The following is a 17,701-nucleotide window of genomic DNA, read 5'->3' as shown; positions in this document are numbered from 1 at the left end:
CTCGGGAACGAAGGGAATGCTGTGAGCACTCGTGTTGTCGTCGTCGGTGTTGTAGTCGCACTGCTCGTAGTGGGAGGCGGCGTCTGGAAATGGTTCAGCGGCCTGACGCCCCACTACGAGAAGGCCACGGTGTGTGGCATCTCGACAGACTTGGTCGAAGACTTGTTCGGCACGGACCGGTTCGTGGAGCGCTACGGCTTCGGGCGGCGGTGCTCAGCGCTCGTCGGAGGTGCCGGTTCGGAGGCCGGTGAGCTCGAGTTCAGCCTGCACTCCGATGACGCTTCCACCTGGCCGATACGCCTCCGGGCCATTGCGTCGAGCCCGCATCGTCTGACGGTCAACAAGGGACGCGCCGGTTACGCCCAAGTCGATGGCAGCTTCGAGGGCAAATGGGTGTGTTCGCGGTACTGGCCGGGCGTATCGGCGGTTTCCGTCTGGGCCTCCTCCGAGGTCGGAGGGTCGGCGAAGGCGTTCGAGAAGGTGCTCGGAGCGGCGGCGGAGTATGCCGCCGGCTGCGACGCCGATCCGTTGGACGGACCTTTCGAGACGTACGCCGAGCAGACCGCCTGTGGGATGAGCACCCGCCACGTCGCGTCGGTGCTCGGCACCAGGCTGTTCAGAGGGGCTGACCCCGAGCCGTTGCCTCTCGAGGATCGGGGAAGTTGGACCTGTGCCGTCGTCACCGACAGCGTAGGCGGGGAAGTGGGCAGCGTCGTGGCTGCGGCATCGGTCGAGCAGGACGACTGGGAGGGTGAGCACCGGCGGATCAGCGCGCTGAAGAACTCGTTCGCGGTCGCCGGCGGCCAGGCGTACGTCGATGGCGGCGGCCGCGCCGCGAGCGCGTTCTGGGCATGTGATCTGGGGCCGGACGTCGACGGTGGTGGCACGATCGCAACGATCGGTGCCGCGGGCGTTACGCAGAAGCCGCTGCCTGTCGCGGACCTTCGGGCGATGGTCACTGAGATCGCGATTGCAGCTGGCTGCGGACCGCCCTGACCTGCTGCACCGGTCGAGCTTGTCGAGATGACGCCACTTACCGTCCACAGAGACGATGCCGTTCGCTTACCGCAAGACAGGTTTTGACCTGACTACCGGATGGCACGATTCGGTTCACCCGTCGTCCGTGACTGCGCCGTCGGATACCCGCCGGAAGTCGCCGGTGAGGCGCCCTAGTTTCGAGGCATGGGTACGCATGTCGACATCGATCCGGCCATCCTCTACTTCGGTACGCCGGTGGTACTGCTCTCCACTCTCAATGAGGACGGCACCACGAACCTGATGCCGATGTCGTCGGTCTTCTGGCTGGGACGTACGGCGGTCCTAGGGATCGGCGGGTCGTCGCAGACGGCGCGCAATGTGAGGGAGCGGCCGGAGATCGTGCTCAACCTTCCGAGCGTCGACCTGGTCACCCAGGTCGACCGGCTCGCGCTGACCACGGGCAATGCGGCGATGTCGGCGGCGAAGGCCGAGCGCGGGTATGTGCACGTGTCCGACAAGTACGCGCATGCGGGCCTGACGCCGTACGGCTCCGACACGGTACTGCCGACGTCGGTGGCGGAGTGCCCGGTGCACATCGAGGGGACGGTGGCGGCGCTCCACGAGCTCGGTGAGCCGAAACTGGTCGCCGTGGAGGTCTCGGTGACTGCGGTGCGGGTCGCACCGGAGCTGCGCCTCGACGGCCACGCCCACCGGATCGATCCTGATCGGTGGCGGCCGCTGGTGATGAGCTTCCAGCAGTTCTACGGGCTGGGGGAGCGGGTCCACCCGTCGCGGCTGGCGAGCATCGACGAGGAGCTCTACCGGTGAGCGGCGGCGCCGGATCGATACAGCCGAGCACCGGATTGTGGTCCGGGCCGACATAGACCTGTGGCGGGCGTCACATCTACGGTCGGTCTGCCTGCCGGGCGGCGGCGGGCTGGTCTCGCTCAGGAGGATCGGTCATGGGTCTCGGGTTTCGGATCTCGTCCAGGCTTCGGCAGCAACGGATCGGCGCCGCACTCGCGGGCCTCGGCCTGGCGCTGGCCGTCGGAGCGGCCATCGCGGTAGCGCCACCCGTCGAACCCGCGGCCGCCGCCGGCACGTGGTCGGCGAGGACGGCGGGCGGGATGACCACCCAGCTGTACGTCCCCAGCACCGCTCCGACGCTCGGCACCGGGCGTGCGCTCATGGTCAACCTGCACGGCTGCGTCCAGACATCGGCCGCCCTGCGTGACGGCGGCAATTGGGCGGCGACCGCGGATGCGCGCGGGATGGTCGTGGCGATCCCGGCGGCGCCGAACGGCGGCGTACTCCTCGGCTGTTGGGACTACTACGACAGCAACCACTCCCGGACCTCGCCGGGGCGGCACGACGACAACCTCCTCCAGTTGGTCAGCGACCTGCTCGCCGACCCGGCCCTGGACATCGATCCTGACCAGGTCTATCTGTCCGGGCTGTCCTCGGGCGGCGGCGAGACGATGGTGATGGGCTGCCTCGCACCCGACGTGTTCGCCGGGATCGGGATCAACGCCGGCCCGTCGGTCGGGACGACGTCGGGGCAGATCGGGTCCGTGGCGGTGACGCAGTCACAGGTCACCAACACCTGCCGGACCTTCGCGGGCTCCGCCTCGTCGGGATTCGGCAGCCAGGTCACCTCGGTGATCTACGGCTCCAACGACACCACCGTCGCCCCCGGCTACAACACCCTGAACGCGCAGGTCATGGCCGGGATCTACGGTGCCGGGTCGCAGTCGTCCTTCTCCCTGTCGGGCCTGGCCGGCAACAACACCACCGGCTCCGGCACGCTGTGGTCGGACGGCAGCGGTCCGCGCGTGTCCCTGATCCAGAACACCGGGATGGGACACAACTGGCCGGCAGGCAGCGGCCCCGGTGGCTCGTACGTCACGACGAACTCGATCGACTACCCGGCGTACGTCACGGACTTCTTCTTCGACAACAACCGCCGGGTCGAGCGGGGCGCCGAGCCCACCGACCCGCCGACGGAGGAGCCCACCGACCCGCCGACAGAGCCGGGCCTCTACTGCGGAGCGGCGACCAACGCCCAGCACGAGGCCGCCGGGCGTGCCCACTCCTACGGCACCAACCCCTACAACCCCTTCTACGCGAACGTCTCGGAGGACTACCTGGGACAGGGCGACGCCACCGTGACGACCCTCCAGGAGTCGGCGGGCGGCCGCTTCGACGTGGTCACCGCCTGCTGAGCGGGTCACGATTCACGGAGCCTGAGGCGGCCGAAGATGCGGTTGAGCCAGGGCGGCAGGTACCAGTTGGCGCTGCCGCCCAGCCGCATGGCTGCCGGGACGAGGACGCCGCGGATGATCGTGGCGTCGACGAGGATGGCCACGGCCGTACCGATGCCGATCATCTTCAGATACATGACCTCGCCGGAGGCGTAGACGGCGAAGGAGGCCGCAAGGGTGACGGCGGCTGCGGTGATCAGCGGGGCGGAGCGTTGCAGGCCGAGGAGCACGGCTTGTCGATTGTCCCCGGTTCGGTCGTACTCCTCGCGGATGCGGGAGACCATGAACACCTCGTAGTCCATCGACAGCCCGTAGACGACGCAGAACATGAGTATCGGGAACGCGGGATCGAGGGTGCCGATCGGGGTGAAGCCGAGGAGGTCGGCGAACAGCCCGTTCTGGAAGACGACGGTGAGCACCGCGAACATCACAGCGATGCTCACCATGTTCAGGAGCACTGCCTTCAGCGGGATCAGCAGGCTGCCGCTGAACAGGAACAGCAGCACGAAGGTGACCGCCAGGATCAGGACGCCGACCAGTGGGAGCCGCTCCATCAGCGCGTCGCGGAAGTCGACCAGCTCCGCCGGGTCACCGCCGACCACCTGCTCGGTGAAGGGACTGTCCAGGGTACGCACCTGGTCGACGAGCTCGGACGGGACACCGGCGTCGAGCGCAGCGCGTGACGGGACCACCTCGAGACGCTGCCCGTCGGCCTGGTCGAGGCGGTCGGGTGCTGTGGCGATGCGGGTGCCGTCGGCGAAGACCCCGGCGGGGGAGTTGACCTGCACGACCCCGTCCACGGTGGAGAGGTCGATGGCGTACGCGACGATGTCCTGGGGTGCCGCGGCGGGCCCGGTGTTGATGACCTGTAGAGCGTCGTTGGGTTCGGCCGAGAAACCTGCCCGCAGCTCGTCGTAGGTGTCGCGTACGGAATGACCTGGAGGGAGTACGCGGTCGTCGGGGACTCCGATCTGCACCCCCGCCGCGGGCGCGGCGAGCGCGATCAGGCAGATCAGCGCGATCCCGCCCCAGGCGAGCGGACGGTCCATCACCCGTTGCCCCAGCCGGTACCAGCGCCCGGACTCGATCGGCCTCGAGGCTGGGAGCGTGCGACCGCGCCGGGTCATTCGCGCGCCGATGACTGCGAGCGCGGCCGGGAGAACGACGATGGCACCGATGCCCGCCGCGAGGACGGTGAGGACGCCGGCCCATGCGAAGGAGCGCAGGAAGTCGTACGGCAGGAAGAACAGCATCGACATCGCTGCCGCGACCGTCAGACCGCTGAAGATCACCGTACGTCCGGCGGTGTCCAGGGTCTCGGCCAGAGCCTCCGACACCGACCGCCCTGCGCCGAGGGCCTCGCGGAATCGAGAGATCACGAACAGGCTGTAGTCGACGCCCAGGCCGATGCCCATCACCAGGGTGATGTTCGCGGCGAACGAGGCTATCTCGGTCACGCCGGTCAGGGCGCGGAGTCCGGCCAGCGTGCCGACCACGGCGAAGACACCGACGGCGAGGGTCAGCAGCGCGAAGCTGAGCCGGCGGTAGATGATCAGCAGCAGGACGAGCATCAGCGGAAGGATGATCAGCTCGGCGCGCACGAAGTCGAGCGCTGCCTGCTCGCTGATCTGAGTCGATGCTGCCTCTCCGCCGGCCACGCGTACGTCGATCGTCTCGCCGTGGATCGTGTAGGCGGGGATCAGCTCGGCGATCACCTCGCGCGCACTCGTGGCGTCGCCGGCGACGTGGGCGAGAACGACCGCGGAGCCAGCGTCGTCGCTGCGCATGGACGGGTCCATTCCGGTCGACCAGTAGGACCAGACCTCCGCCACCCGCGGCTCCTCGGCGAGCTCGGCGGAGACGGCCATGGCCTCCCGCTCGACCGAGGGATCATCGACCGATCCGCCGGTCGCCTCGACGAGCAGGATGACGTTCGCCGTGCCGGTGCCGAAGCGCTCGGCGAGCTCGTCCTGCGCCGCCACCGACTCGGTGCCCGCCACCTCCCATCGAGACAGTACGAACGATGACATCGCCCCGGAGGCGACGAACCCGAGAACGAGCAACGCGCTGATCGCGATGCCGAGGATCCATCCGGGACGACGGGCGACAACGCGGCCCAGGCTCGCCAGCCAGGTCGAGCGGAGTGCCGGCGCGGTGGAGGTAGTGGGGGCGTATTCGCGGATCGGCTCGACCATGGTCGCGCTCTCCCTGATAGTTTTACGAGTAGATGCTCGCGATAAAGATACGAGCATCTACTCGCATATTCAAGGGAAGGGCGAGATGACCGATCCTGTGGGCCCGATCCGGACACGCCGCAAGCGGCAGGCGCGCGGGGAGGAGCGAATGCGCGAGATCGTGCGTGCCGCCGCGGTGGTCTTCGCCGAACGAGGACCGGAGGGGGCGACGACCAACGCGATCGCGGCCGAGGCCGGGATCTCGCCGGGCTCGCTCTATCAGTTCTTCAGCAGCAAGGCCGACATCGCCCGCGCGCTCAGCGAGCACTACGCCGGAGAGCTCTCCGGTATGCGCCAAAGGATCATGGACCTCGGCCAGGAGGCGTCGATCGAGGCCTCGATCGACGCCGTGATCGGTCCGCTGGTCGAGTTCAATCTCGCTCACCCCGGGTTCAAGGCCCTCTTCGCACGATCTGACCTCCCGGCCGACATGCGCGATGCCGTCGCCCCGGTCCAGCAGGCGATGCACCAGACGGTCGCGACGTTGATCGCACGGTTCATGACCGAGCGCGACCCGGCAGACGTCGACCGCATCGCCACCGTCGCGATCCAGATCGTTCGCAGCATGATGCCCCTGATCACCGAGGCTCCCGAACCGGCAACCCGCGATGCGCTCACGGCCGAGCTCCGCACTGCGTTGACCGGCTATCTCACTCGCGCCTGAACCTGTGCCGCTCCGAGGCGGACCGTCCGGGGTGGCTGACGTAGGCTTCGTCTCCCGAACAGAACGAGGTGCAGCATGACAGCGAGCAGGTCAGCTCGTGAGCGGAAGGCAGCCTCGCAGGCCGGGCCCCTGGCCACGGTGAGGATCGACCTCGACGCGCAGGAGCAGTTCGTCTACAAGATCACCTGCACGGAGTGCGTCGTCAGGGACAGGATCAAGTGGGCGACCTATCGCGCCGGTGAGGACAACGGCTTCATGGCAGCCATGGACCGATGGATCTTCCACCTGACGCAGAAGCATCCCGAGGCGGACGCCCCGTGCCTGAAGTTCCTGCCCGAGGCGCAGCAGCGGCTCGAGGAGCGGCGGCAGGGACGACCCGTCGACTGACAGCGTCAGCCCTGCATGGCGGCGGCCTTGATCTCCTCGAACTGCTCGCCCATCCGGGTGGCGAGGGCCTCGGCGGCACGCAGCGGGCGGACCATCACCTTGAAGTCGACGATCCGGCCCTCCTCGTCGTAGGTGAGGAAGTCGCAGCCGTTGAGGTCGAGGCCGTCGACCTTGGCGGTGAACTCGTAGGCGTGGTGGACGCCGTCGTGGATCTCGCGTACGTAGGTGAAGTCCTCGAACACCTTCACCACGGCGCGCAGGATCGCTGCGGTGATCGCCCGGCCGGGGTAGGGCTTGAACGCGACCGGGCTGGTGAACACGACGTCGTCGGCGAGCATCGCCTCCACGGCGTCCACGTCCTTGGCCTCGATCGCCTCACGGAAGGTGGTCATCTGGGCTCCTCCTGGGGTCGGCTGCTGGGCCGAGCCTAGAGGCACGGGTGGTGGAGCGGCGGGGGAGTCACCATTCGGCGATGATCGGTGACCCTGGCTCCTGCTGGGTCCACGCGGCGTCGAGTCGTGCCAATCGCTTCGGGGATGCGATGCCGCGAACCGTAGCGATCTTGCCGCCGAGGACGTCGAAGGCGACGACACCGACGACCCGGTCGTCGACGACGGCCAGCATCGCGGGCGTGCCGTTGACGAGCGCGTAGTGGAAAGCGGGCGTGCCGCCGGCCAGTCTCCGTTTCGCGGGCGTGGGCCTGAAGCCCGTCCGCGCGATCGCGGCGATCTTGCGAGGAGTGTCGTACCGCAGGAGTCGTTCACTGATGCCGCTGCCGGCGCCGTCGGAGACCGCGGTGGCGTCGTCGGTCAGCAAGGCGACCAGGCGATCGGTGTCCCCCGAGGAGGCAGCCTGCAGGAATGCCTCGACGGTCTTGCGGGCCGAGGCTGGGTCGACCTCGACGACCCCGCGCTGCCGTCCTGCCGCGATGCGTCGTCGGGCCCGATGCAGGTGCTGTTGGCTGGCGGACTCGCTGATCTCCAGGACCTCGGCGATCTCGGCGTGGGCGTACGAGAACGCCTCGCGCAGGACGTACACACCGCGCTCGGCGGGCGAGAGCCGTTCCATCAGCGCGAGTACGGCCAACGAGACCATCTCGCGCTGCTCGACGGTCTCGGCGGGCCCGAGCATCGGGTCGCCGTCGAGGACGGGTTCGGGCAACCAGGCGCTGGCGCGCTCGTTACGCCTGTGTGCTGAGCGCAGCCGGTCGAGGCTGAGGTTGGTGACGACCTTGGTCAGCCACGCCTCGGGGACGTCGATCCGCTGCCGGTCGGCGCACTGCCACCGCAGGTACGCGTCCTGGACGGCGTCCTCGGCCTCGGACGCCGACCCCAGCAGGCGGTACGCCAGGGAGGCCAGCCGGTCACGGCTGGCCTCGAAGCGATCCGCGTCGAAGCGGTCGATGACGTCGCTCACGCTGGGACATGCTCCACGACGGAGTCCCGGAAAGCCGCCACGCGGTGCTTGCGGCGCGGCAGGCCGAAGGTCGGATGCGACGTGGCCCACAGCGAGACCTTCAGGACGGTCGCCTTGAAACGTACGGCCCTGCGCCCGGCCACGTGCTTGGGCTTGGCGTGTCCCTCGTCGTCGACCAGCTGCAGGATGCCGTCCTTCCGTCCCAGGCTGATGTGGTTGCCGGGGTAGGAGAGCTTGGTGGTCGGGACCCGACGACCCGTGAGTTCGCCAATGATCGACTCGACCGCCTGGCGGGCGGTGAAGCCGGCCGATGCGCACGACATCGGCAGCGGCCGGTCGTTGTCGCCGATCGCGTACACGCTGTCGCCGGTGGCGTACACGTTGGGATGCGAGGTCGACCTCATCATGCGGTCGACGACGATCTGGCCGGACTCGGTGACCTCGAGGCCACTGGCAGCGGCGATGGGGCTGACCGCGAACCCCGCGGTCCACACCGTGGCGTCGGTGGCCAGAACGGTGCCGTCGGCACAAATGACTCGGGTGGCCTCGACCGACTCGACCTGGGTGTGCTCCACGACGGTGACCCCCAGCCGTTCGTAGACCTGGCGCAGATGGAGGCGCGCTCCGGCAGAGAGCCGAGAGCCCAGCTCGCCGCGCGCGACCAGTGTCACCGCCAGCTCCGGCCGCGACTCGGCGATCTCCGCGGCGGTCTCGATCCCCGTCAGCCCATCCCCGACCACGACCACGTTTCCACCCTGCCCGGCCTCGCTCAGCTTGTCGAGGCGCCGCCGAAGCCGCAGCGCGGACGGTCGGCTCGCGATGTCGAAGGCGTCCGCGTCGGCTCCCGGCACCTGGGAGTCTCCGCTGCTTCCGAGCGCATAGACCAGCGTGTCGTAGGTGACCTCCTCGCCGCCGTCGGAGTCGGCGACCCCGACCACCTGGCGGACCGGGTCGATGTCGACGACCCGGCCCAGGCACAGGCTGACGTCCGTGCCGGCGAAGACCTCGGTCAGCTTCGGCGCCTCGACCTCCTGGCCGGCGGCGAGCTGATGCAGCCGCAGACGCTGGACGAAGTCGGGCTCGGCGTTGACCACGGTGATCTCGACGTCCTTCGGCGAGAGCCGACGAGCGAGGGTCCCTGCTGCGTACGCTCCGGCATAGCCGGCTCCCAGCACGACGATGTGGTGCCTGCGGCGTTCGTTCATGGCGATGCTCCTTCTCTCTGATGTGCTTGCGAGAGATGAGCGAGACAGCGGCGCGGTTCCTGACACCTGGCTGATGTGATCTGGAACACATCGCCGGCGTCTAGTGCGACGGGTGCTGCTGCGTACGGCTCGGGAGGTTCCGGAACCCGGCGCCGACGGCGATCCCGACCGCTGCGGGGGCGAGGACGAGCCCGGCGAGGAACGGGGTCAGGTTCCACAGGTCGCTCCACAGCACGCCGAGGTCCTGACCCTCCTCGATCCAGATCCGGAACGGGCTGCTGAGGCCGACCACGCCGGCGATCAGCGCCCAGCGGACGAAGACGGGCGGGAGGGTCTTCGCGTGGTGGCCGTCCCACAGCCCCCAGATTCCCGAGACGGTGAGCAGCAGCGCGAAGTAGATCAGGCCGGCACCGATGTTCGCGTCCTCGGTCGGGAAGAGGTTGGTCATCACGATCGAGAACAGGAGGCTGCCGCCGAGGATCACGGCGAGGCGTACGAGGAGCTTCATGTCTCCAGCCTCGCTGATCGGGCTGCGGGGCGCATGAGTGCGAGTACTCAGCCTTGCGGGAACGACTCGACCCTTGACACTGATCAGCTATGCCTCGATCGTGCTCGATAACGATTTCGAAGGAGTTCGTCATGACTGTCAGCCAGGACCCCGGGTTCGTGCCGGGAGGCGCGGTCCGTCCGACGCCGACGCCGCTCGCCGCCGCCAGGGGCACGGGCAACGTTGCCGCTCTCACCTTCGACGACGGCCCGAACCCCGGCGAGACGGATCGCTTGCTGGAGATCCTGGCGGCTCACCAGGTCACCGCGGTGTTCTGTGTCATCGGCCAGAACGTCACCGCCCCGGGCGGCGCCGAGCTCCTCAGACGCATCGTCGCCGCGGGCCACACGCTGTGCAACCACTCCACGTCCTACGCCGACATGGGCAGCTGGTCGCACGCCCAGGTCGAGCGGGATCTCAAGGCCAACCTCGCGACGATCCGAGAGGTGCTGGGAAACCCGGCTCAGAAGGTGCCCTACTTCCGGGCTCCCAACGGCAGCTGGGGCAACACTGGAGAGGTCGCCGCATCCCTCGGCATGCAGCCGCTCGGGCTGGGCAACGTGATCTTCGACTGGGACGGCAACGACCTGTCCGAGGAGACGCTGGCGAGCAACCTCCGCGCGGCGATCCAACCCGGCGCGGTGGCCCTGGCCCACGACGGTGGTGGCAACCGCGAGAACACCGTCGCCGCGGTCGAGACGGTGCTCCCGGAGAAGCTTGCCGAGGGATACACCTTCACCCTGCCGCAGGGCGGCATCCCGGGCGCAGGCTGGATCCCCGGAGCGCGGTAGTGACGTACGAGCTCCTCGGCCCGGGCCGAGGTCGGCGACGTCGGCTAGATTGCGCGTCGTGAATGGATCGACGAGCAGCCGGAGTGCCCTGGTGGTCGGTGCGGGGATCGGAGGGCTCACGACGGCGCTCGCGCTGTCTCGGGTGGGATGGCAGGTGACCGTGCTCGAGCGCGCGCCGGAGCTCGGCGAGGTCGGGGCCGGCCTCTCGATCTGGCCGCGGGCATGGAAGATCCTTGCCGACCTCGGGGTCGCGGACCGCCTCGTGGACGGGACCCGGCCGGCGATCCAGGCGGGACTGCGGCGGCCCGACGGGCGCTGGCTGGCGAAGGTGGGTCCCGACGCCGCCGAGCGGACCCCGGTGATGGTGCATCGGGCCCGGCTGCACGAGGCGCTGGTGGGCGAGCTGGAGACGCGCGACGGGGTCGAGGTACGCACCGGGGTGACCGTCACCTGCCTGGCTGATCTCGACGACATCGAAGACATCGACGGCCGCGGCCCTGCCGACGTGGTGGTCGCTGCCGACGGAATCCGCAGCACGATCAGGAACGAGCTGCACCAGCGCGACGACGTACGTTATGCCGGCTACACCGCCTACCGCGGCGTCACCGCGGAGCCGGTGCCGGGTGAGGCCACGACGACGGGAGGGGAGACCTGGGGGACCGGGGTGCGCGTCGGCTACGCGCCGCTGGTGGATGGCCGGACCTACTGGTTCGTCACCGCCAACCGGCCGGAGGGGGAGACCGGCGGGGATCACCACGCCGACGTCACCGCGCTCGTCGGCGACTGGCACGATCCGATCCCGCAGCTGTTGGCGGCGACGCCGCCGAGCGCCGTCCTCCGTGGAGACATCTGTGACCTGCGGCTGCCGCTGAAGCGGTTCGACCACGGGCGGGTCGTGCTCCTCGGTGACGCCGCGCACGCGACCACCCCCAACCTCGGCCAGGGTGCCTGCGCCGCGATCGAGGACGCCGCCGTCCTGGCGGCGCAGCTCGCCGGGCATGCTCGCGTCGAGAGTGCGCTGGTGGCGTACGACCGGACCCGGCGGCCCGCGACCTCTCGGCTGGTGCGGGCGTCTCGGCTGGTCGGGGTGCTCGGCCAGGTCGACAACGGTCCCGTCGTGGCGGTCCGTGATGCCGGGCTCGCGGGGCTCGGCGCGATCGCGGGGCTGCTGAGCAGGTAGGCGTCACAGCCCCGGCACCGCTGGTGTCTGGATGACCATGACGGCTACCTATCTCACCCTGACGCTCATCGCCTCGATCGCCGCGCTCGGCGGGGCGGTGCTCAACCTGACCGGTCATCGGATACCGGTGACCGAGGCCCAACGGCTCTCGGTGCCGCTGGAATGGCTGAGGTTCCCGATCGGGGCGTCCTACGCGCTGGGCTTCCTGGGCCTGCTCGTCGGGCTGGCGGTCCCGGCGGTCGGGATCGTCGCCGCCGCCGGGTTCGTGGTCTTCTTCGTGCTCGCGATCGGGGCGCACCTGCGGGCGGGGGACCGGAGCCTGGGCCGCGCGGCCGGTGGTCTTGCGCTCTCGCTGGCAACGCTCGTCGCCACCGGGATGTACGCGGCCGGGCAGGACGATCTCGGCGGGGTGGTCGAGGCGTACGTCAACGATCTTCCGGACCCGTGGTGGCCGGTCGTGCTGCTCGCGGTGATCCAGATCGGCGACGCGGCGATGTGCTTCAAGCCGGCCAGCTTCATCGCCCAGTGCTTCACCGACGTCGGGCTGCCGCGGGCGCTGTGGCCGGTGATGCCGTGGATCAAGGTCGCCGCCACCGCCGGCCTGGTCGCCGGGCTGTGGGCGCCGTACGTCGGGGCGCTGACCAGCGCGGCGCTGGTGGTCTACTTCGTGTTCGCCGTCTCGGCCCACATCCGCGCCCGCGACTTCGGCCGCAACCTCGCCCTCAACGCAACGGGGTCGCTGGTCCTGTGCGTGGCCGTCTTCGTCTTCTGCTTCCTGCGCTGAGCCGGTCTACGCGGCGCCGAACAGGGGCAGGCACGGCGCCAGGCCGCTGACCGCGATCTCGCTGCGGTCGTTGAGCTCCCACCGTTCCCGGCCGAGCCGGAGGCGGTGGGAGACGAGCACCTCACCGTCACGTACGTCGCGGGAGATCCCGTCGGGCTCGTAGCCGAGCTTGGTCGACACCCCGACGGAGGCGGCGTTGTCGGGGAAGGCCTCCGAGGTGGCGTAGGCGCCGCCGAGGTGGTCGAAGACCAGGGCGAGGGCGCCGAGACGGGCCTCGGTGCCGAAGCCGCGGCGATGGTGTCGCAGGCCGAGCCAGGACGCGGTGCTGACCTCACGGCGGGTGGCGAACTCGCTCGCCGAGACCCATACGGCCCCAATCGGGTCGCCGTCGAGGAAGATGGCCAGCCCCAGGCTCCAGTCATCGGGCTTCCACTCGCCCCGGCTGGACCAGGCGCCGCGCATCACGTGGCGGGCCCGTTCCAGCGGTGGCCGCTCGGCCCACGGGGTCAGGAACGGCCGCTGCGTCGGCTCGTGCACGCCGTCGGCGGCGACCTGCGCCAGCCGCGCGAGCTCGACGTCGGTCGGCAGCCGCAGCTCCAGGCGCGGGGTCCGGATCACCAGGCCGAACAGCGGCCACACCTCGGTCGGAGTCATCCGGCCATCATTCGAGAACGCGTACGCCGCGAGCAACCGGATATCACCCCTCGGAGTGACTCCTCACGTGGTCGAGCAGGTCGGCTGCCGCCGAGGTGTAGCGGTCGACCTCCTCGCCGGTGTCGCAGGTACACAGCAGGATGGTCACCTCACCGGCGCGCGGCCAGATCGCCTCCCAGGTCGCGCCGGCCTGCTCCCAGCGGAGCAGTCGCTCGAGGTCGTACGTCATCTCGTGATCCGTGGGGTCAGCCGAGGACGGCGTCGACGGACTGGGCCCAGAGCCCGGCGGCCTCGTCGATGGCGGCGGAGTCGACGACGAGGGCGGGGATGAACCGCACGACCTGGCCCCAGGCGCCGCAGGTGAGCAACAGCAGGCCGCGTCGGGCGGCCTCCTGCTGGGCCGCGGCGGCGGTGGCGCCGTCGGGCTCGCCGTCGGGGGTGCGGAACTCGTTGCCGAGCATCAGCCCGAGGCCGCGTACGTCGGTGATCGCCTCGTGCTTGCTCGCGACCTGCTCCAGAGCCGAGCGGAGCTCGGCGCCGCGCTCGGCGGCGTTCTTCACCAGACCCTCCTCCTCGATGACGTCGAGGGTCGCCAGCGCAGCGGCGCAGGCGACGGCGTTGGCGCCGTAGGTGCCGCCCTGCGAGCCGGGCCAGGCCTTCGACATCAGCGCCTCGCTCGCCGCGATCGCGGACAGCGGGAACCCGGAGGCCAGGCCCTTGGCGGTCATGATGATGTCGGGACGTACGCCGAAGTGGTCGTGTCCCCAGAACTCGCCGGTGCGACCGAAGCCGGTCTGCACCTCGTCGATGATGAGCACGATGCCGTGCCTGTCGGCACGCTCGCGCAGGCCGTTGAGGAAGGTCTCGTCGGCGGGCACATAGCCGCCCTCGCCGAGGACCGGCTCGACGAGGAACGCGGCCGTGTCGGCAGGGGCGCTCTGGGTCTGCAGCGTGTAGTCGAGCTGGCGCAGCGCGAACTCGGTCGCCTGCTCCTGCGGCCAGCCGAAGTGGGGTGCGTCGGGGAAGGGGGAGACCACGACGCCGGCCATCAGCGGGCTGAAGCCGGCGCGGAACTTGGTGCCCGAGGTGGTCATCGAGGCGGCCGCGACGGTGCGGCCGTGGAAGCCGCCGTGGAAGACGACGATGTTGGGGCGGCCGGTGGCCTGCCGGGCCAGCCGGATCGCGGCTTCGGCGGCCTCCGAGCCGGAGTTGGCGAAGAAGAGACTGTCGAGGCCCTCTGGGAGGACGGGTCCGAGACGGTCGACCAGGTCGAGGAGCGGGCGGTGCCTGACGGTTGTGTACTGCCCGTGGACCAGGTTGGCGATCTGGCGCTGGGTGGCCTCGACGACCTTCGGATGACTGTGGCCGGTGCTGGTCACGCCGATGCCGGCGGTGAAGTCGAGATATCGGCGGTCGTCCTCGTCGAAGAGCTGGACGCCTTCACCGCGAGCCGCCACGACCGGGGTTGCCTGCTTGAGGATGGGGGAGAGCTTGGCCACCGGGGACTCCTGTTGATTGTCGACAATCCGACTGGCTACTACAGTAGGCGAGCGTTCGACGGCTGTCAGTAGGACAGTCGAATGCTGACCTTGGAGGCTGATGCGGGATGGGCGGAGAACCGAACGAGGCACGGGTCGTGGCAGGGGTGCCGAAGGGGCTCCTTGTCGCAGGTCAGTGGGTGGATGCGAGCGACGGCGCGACCTTCGACGTACTCGACCCGTCGACGGGGGAGACGCTGTGCGCGGTCGCCGACGCGACCCCCGAGGATGGCCGTCGTGCGCTCGATGCCGCGGCAGGCGCACAGAAGGAGTTCGCCGCGACCGCGCCGCGCGCCCGCGCCGACATGCTCATGGCCGCCTTCGACCTCCTGCACGAGCGGATCGACGACCTCGCGCTGCTGATGACGCTCGAGATGGGCAAGCCACTGGCCGAGGCGCGGGGCGAGATCGCGTACGCCGCGGAGTTCTTCCGCCACTTCGCCGAGGAGGCTGTGCGGATCGAGGGCGGCTACCAGACAGCGCCCGCAGGAGGCTCCCGGTTCCTGATCACGAAGCAGCCGGTCGGGCCGGCGCTGCTGATCACGCCGTGGAACTTCCCGATGGCGATGGGCACCCGCAAGATCGGACCGGCGATCGCGGCCGGCTGCACCAGCATCATCAAGCCCGCCCAGCAGACGCCGCTCTCGATGCTGGCGCTGGGGGAGATCCTGCGCGAGGCGTGTGTGCCCGAGGGAGTTGTCAACATTCTGCCGACGACCCGGCCAGGTGAGCTGACCGAGCCGCTGCTGCGCTCCGGCGTGATCCGCAAGCTCTCCTTCACCGGTTCCACAGCGGTGGGGCGGGTGCTGCTCGCCCAGAGCGCGGAGAAGGTGTTGCGTACGTCCATGGAGCTCGGCGGCAACGCCGGCTTCGTCGTCTTCGAGGATGCCGACATCGACGAGGCGGTCGCCGGTGCGATGGCCGCGAAGATGCGCAACACCGGGGAGGCGTGCACGGCCGCCAACCGGATCTTCGTGCAGCGCTCGGTCATCGAGGAGTTCGGCGACCGGCTCGCCAAGGCGATGTCCGAGCTGCCAGTGGGTCGCGGCGTCGAGGAGGGCGTACGCGTCGGGCCGCTCATCGACGAGGCGGCCAGGGAGAAGGTGCAGACCCTCGTCGACGACGCGGTGGCCGGCGGTGCACGGGTGCTGACCGGCGGCTCGGCGCCCGACGGGCCCGGCTACTTCTACCCGCCGACCGTGCTCACCGGCGTCCCCGCCTCCGCGAAGATGGGCAGCGAGGAGATCTTCGGCCCGGTCGCGCCGCTGACGCCGTTCGACACCGAGGACGAGGTGGTCGAGGCGGTCAACGACACCGAGTACGGCCTGGTCAACTACCTCTTCACCAACGACCTGCGCCGCGGCTTGCGGGTCGCCGAGGCGCTCGAGTCCGGCATGGTCGGGCTCAACCAGGGCGTGGTCTCCAACCCCGCCGCCCCCTTCGGCGGTGTCAAGGCCTCGGGGCTGGGGCGGGAGGGCGGGCGTACCGGGATCGAGGAGTTCCTCGAGACCAAGTACGTCGGGATCGCGATGTGATCCCGGGAGACGTCAGAGCAGGATCGCCTTCAGTTCGGTGAACTCCTCGATCCCGGCCTTGCCCATCTCTCGGCCGGTCCCGGAATGCTTCCGTCCACCGAAAGGCGCCAGCGGCGTGAACGCCCCACCGTTGACGTGAACCTGGCCGACCTCGAGCCGCCGTGCGATCGAGAGAGCTCGGTCAGGACTCCCGAACACCGCCGCCGTGAGGCCGTACGGCGTGCCGTTGGCGATGCGTACCGCATCGTCGTCGTCGGTGCAGGCGATGACGCTGAGCACCGGTCCGAAGATCTCCTCCTGGGCGATCGTCGAGTCCGGGTCGACGTTCGCGAAGATCGTCGGGCGGATGAACGCACCGCCCTCGAGGCCGGGCACCCGTCCAGGCCCGCCGACGACGAGCTCGGCTCCCTCCGCGAGACCCTTCTCGATGTAGCCGTTCACCCGGCGCCACTGGGCCTCCGATGCGACCGGTCCGAGGCGGGTCGCATCGTCGGCAGGGTCGCCCACCGTGTACGCGCCGGCGGCCTCGCGCAGCTTCGCCACGATCTCGTCGTGTCGTGCGGCGGGGACGAGCAGCCGCGTCCAGGCGCCACAGGCCTGACCGCTGTTGCTCCAGGCGTACTGCAGGGTCTGCGCGACCACTTCGTCGAGGTCGGCGTCGTCGAGCGCGATGCTGGCGGTCTTGCCGCCGAGCTCGAGCCCCACTCGCTTGACCGTGCCGGCAGCGACCGCTGCGACACGCCTGCCTGCGGCCGTCGAGCCCGTGAACGACACCATGGCGATGCCGGGGTGCGCCGCGATGGCCTCGCCGACGACGCTTCCCGTGCCGTAGACGATGTTCAACACACCAGCCGGGATACCGGCGGCCGCTGCTGCCTCGGCCAGGATCGGTCCGGTCAGCGGAGCGGTCTCGGCAGGCTTGAGGACCACCGTGTTGCCGGCCAGCAGCGCCGGGACGACCTTCGTCACGACCTGCTGGAGCGGGAAGTTCCACGGGGTGATGGCGCCGACGACACCGACGGGCTCGCGGATGAGCACTGCGTTGCCGGCCTGCTCCTCCCAAGTGATCTCGGCGGCCAAGGCGGCGACTGCGCTGGTCACCAACGGTGGGAACCCCGCCTGCGCGAGCCGGGAGAATGCGATCGGCACGCCGATCTCGGTCGAGATGGCGTGAGCGATCCGCTCGCTGCGAGCCGTCAGCTCGTCCGCGAGGGCCCGCAGCACATCGGCTCGGGCGGCGGGGCCGAGGTCGGCCCAGCCCGGAAGTGCCGTACGAGCGGCCTCGACCGCCCGATCGACGTCGGCGGCGGTGCCGAGCGGAGCGGTGGCGACAACTCGCCCGTCAACCGGGCTGACGATCTTCATCGTGGTGGTCGCGGGGACGACGGTGCCGGCCACCCAGTGGCCAGGAACGTCATAGGTCAGGTCAGTGCTTGTCATGCCACCACGGTGCTTCGCCCGACGGACCCCATCCATGCCCGGTCATGACAAGGCTGGAGGGAGTACGAGATCGCCTGCCGTTGTTGA

At 69.7% G+C, this 17,701-nt stretch carries 18 protein-coding genes; 9 read left to right on the top strand and 9 right to left on the bottom strand.

The features are described 5' to 3' along the window. Nucleotides 1-21 precede the first annotated feature (21 nt). The 3 genes from AB0F44_RS03460 to AB0F44_RS03450 all read left to right on the top strand — a co-directional run bounded on the left by AB0F44_RS03460 (nt 22) and on the right by AB0F44_RS03450 (nt 3,200). A complete protein-coding gene (locus AB0F44_RS03460; protein ID WP_357352667.1) occupies nt 22-996 on the top strand; it encodes a hypothetical protein in 975 nt (324 codons plus the stop codon). Nucleotides 997-1,182: 186 nt separating this feature from the next. Continuing rightward, the gene (locus AB0F44_RS03455; RefSeq protein ID WP_357352665.1) at nt 1,183-1,806 is read left to right on the top strand and encodes a flavin reductase family protein; all 624 of its coding nucleotides are present in this window, start codon (nt 1,183-1,185) and stop codon (nt 1,804-1,806) included. 134 nt (nt 1,807-1,940) lie between these two features. Further along, entirely contained in the window at nt 1,941-3,200 is a 1,260-nt protein-coding gene (locus tag AB0F44_RS03450; RefSeq protein ID WP_357352663.1) for a PHB depolymerase family esterase, read from the top strand. 5 nt (nt 3,201-3,205) lie between these two features. On the opposite strand, the gene AB0F44_RS03445 is transcribed toward AB0F44_RS03450, so the two are convergent. Then, the gene (locus AB0F44_RS03445) at nt 3,206-5,434 is read right to left on the bottom strand and encodes an MMPL family transporter (protein WP_357352661.1); all 2,229 of its coding nucleotides are present in this window, start codon (nt 5,432-5,434) and stop codon (nt 3,206-3,208) included. An 85-nt stretch (nt 5,435-5,519) separates the two neighbouring features. Here AB0F44_RS03445 and AB0F44_RS03440 point away from each other — a divergent pair, with 85 nt between their 5' ends. Both AB0F44_RS03440 and AB0F44_RS03435 read left to right on the top strand, forming a co-directional pair. Continuing rightward, on the top strand, nt 5,520-6,137 hold the full coding sequence (locus AB0F44_RS03440) for a TetR/AcrR family transcriptional regulator (RefSeq protein ID WP_357352659.1): 618 nt from the start codon (nt 5,520-5,522) through the stop codon (nt 6,135-6,137). A 75-nt stretch (nt 6,138-6,212) separates the two neighbouring features. Further along, nucleotides 6,213-6,524 (top strand): hypothetical protein, encoded by a 312-nt coding sequence (locus tag AB0F44_RS03435; RefSeq protein WP_357352657.1) that lies wholly within the window; start codon nt 6,213-6,215, stop codon nt 6,522-6,524. Nucleotides 6,525-6,529: 5 nt separating this feature from the next. Here AB0F44_RS03435 and AB0F44_RS03430 read toward each other — a convergent pair whose 3' ends face one another. The 4 genes from AB0F44_RS03430 to AB0F44_RS03415 all read right to left on the bottom strand — a co-directional run bounded on the left by AB0F44_RS03430 (nt 6,530) and on the right by AB0F44_RS03415 (nt 9,653). Then, complete coding sequence (locus AB0F44_RS03430) at nt 6,530-6,916, bottom strand: nuclear transport factor 2 family protein (protein WP_357352656.1); 387 nt, start codon at nt 6,914-6,916, stop codon at nt 6,530-6,532. A gap of 67 nt (nt 6,917-6,983) precedes the next feature. Then, a complete protein-coding gene (locus AB0F44_RS03425; RefSeq protein ID WP_357352654.1) occupies nt 6,984-7,940 on the bottom strand; it encodes a sigma-70 family RNA polymerase sigma factor in 957 nt (318 codons plus the stop codon). Next, nucleotides 7,937-9,145, bottom strand: coding sequence for an FAD-dependent oxidoreductase (locus AB0F44_RS03420; protein WP_357352652.1), 1,209 nt, complete (start codon nt 9,143-9,145; stop codon nt 7,937-7,939). The genes AB0F44_RS03425 and AB0F44_RS03420 overlap by 4 nt, the downstream gene beginning before the upstream one ends. A gap of 100 nt (nt 9,146-9,245) precedes the next feature. After that, complete coding sequence (locus AB0F44_RS03415) at nt 9,246-9,653, bottom strand: hypothetical protein (RefSeq protein WP_357352650.1); 408 nt, start codon at nt 9,651-9,653, stop codon at nt 9,246-9,248. A gap of 131 nt (nt 9,654-9,784) precedes the next feature. On the opposite strand from AB0F44_RS03415, the gene AB0F44_RS03410 reads away from it, so the two are divergent. From AB0F44_RS03410 to AB0F44_RS03400, 3 genes are read left to right on the top strand one after another with little or no spacing between them, the layout of a single operon-like run. Beyond that, nucleotides 9,785-10,483, top strand: a complete 699-nt coding sequence (locus AB0F44_RS03410; protein ID WP_357352648.1) for a polysaccharide deacetylase family protein — start codon at nt 9,785-9,787, stop codon at nt 10,481-10,483. 58 nt (nt 10,484-10,541) lie between these two features. Next, nucleotides 10,542-11,663, top strand: coding sequence for an FAD-dependent oxidoreductase (locus AB0F44_RS03405; protein WP_357352646.1), 1,122 nt, complete (start codon nt 10,542-10,544; stop codon nt 11,661-11,663). A 31-nt stretch (nt 11,664-11,694) separates the two neighbouring features. After that, a complete protein-coding gene (locus AB0F44_RS03400; protein WP_357352644.1) occupies nt 11,695-12,447 on the top strand; it encodes a DoxX family protein in 753 nt (250 codons plus the stop codon). A gap of 6 nt (nt 12,448-12,453) precedes the next feature. On the opposite strand, the gene AB0F44_RS03395 is transcribed toward AB0F44_RS03400, so the two are convergent. The 3 genes from AB0F44_RS03395 to AB0F44_RS03385 are packed head-to-tail and all read right to left on the bottom strand — an operon-like array spanning nt 12,454 to nt 14,600. After that, on the bottom strand, nt 12,454-13,101 hold the full coding sequence (locus AB0F44_RS03395; RefSeq protein ID WP_357352642.1) for a GNAT family N-acetyltransferase: 648 nt from the start codon (nt 13,099-13,101) through the stop codon (nt 12,454-12,456). Between the two features lie 43 nt (nt 13,102-13,144). Then, complete coding sequence (locus tag AB0F44_RS03390; RefSeq protein WP_357352640.1) at nt 13,145-13,330, bottom strand: hypothetical protein; 186 nt, start codon at nt 13,328-13,330, stop codon at nt 13,145-13,147. 16 nt (nt 13,331-13,346) lie between these two features. Then, complete coding sequence (locus tag AB0F44_RS03385; RefSeq protein ID WP_357352638.1) at nt 13,347-14,600, bottom strand: aminotransferase class III-fold pyridoxal phosphate-dependent enzyme; 1,254 nt, start codon at nt 14,598-14,600, stop codon at nt 13,347-13,349. A 107-nt stretch (nt 14,601-14,707) separates the two neighbouring features. Here AB0F44_RS03385 and AB0F44_RS03380 point away from each other — a divergent pair, with 107 nt between their 5' ends. Next, complete coding sequence (locus AB0F44_RS03380; RefSeq protein ID WP_357352636.1) at nt 14,708-16,174, top strand: NAD-dependent succinate-semialdehyde dehydrogenase; 1,467 nt, start codon at nt 14,708-14,710, stop codon at nt 16,172-16,174. 12 nt (nt 16,175-16,186) lie between these two features. Here the strand turns inward: AB0F44_RS03380 and AB0F44_RS03375 are convergent, their stop codons facing one another. Continuing rightward, on the bottom strand, nt 16,187-17,614 hold the full coding sequence (locus AB0F44_RS03375; RefSeq protein WP_357352634.1) for an aldehyde dehydrogenase family protein: 1,428 nt from the start codon (nt 17,612-17,614) through the stop codon (nt 16,187-16,189). Nucleotides 17,615-17,701 lie beyond the last annotated feature (87 nt).

The sequence above is a fragment of the Nocardioides sp. NPDC023903 genome (assembly GCF_040639295.1).
Lineage (GTDB): Bacteria > Actinomycetota > Actinomycetes > Propionibacteriales > Nocardioidaceae > Nocardioides.
Note: the sequence above shows the minus strand (reverse complement) of the source record. Positions and strands in the feature narration are given on the sequence as shown.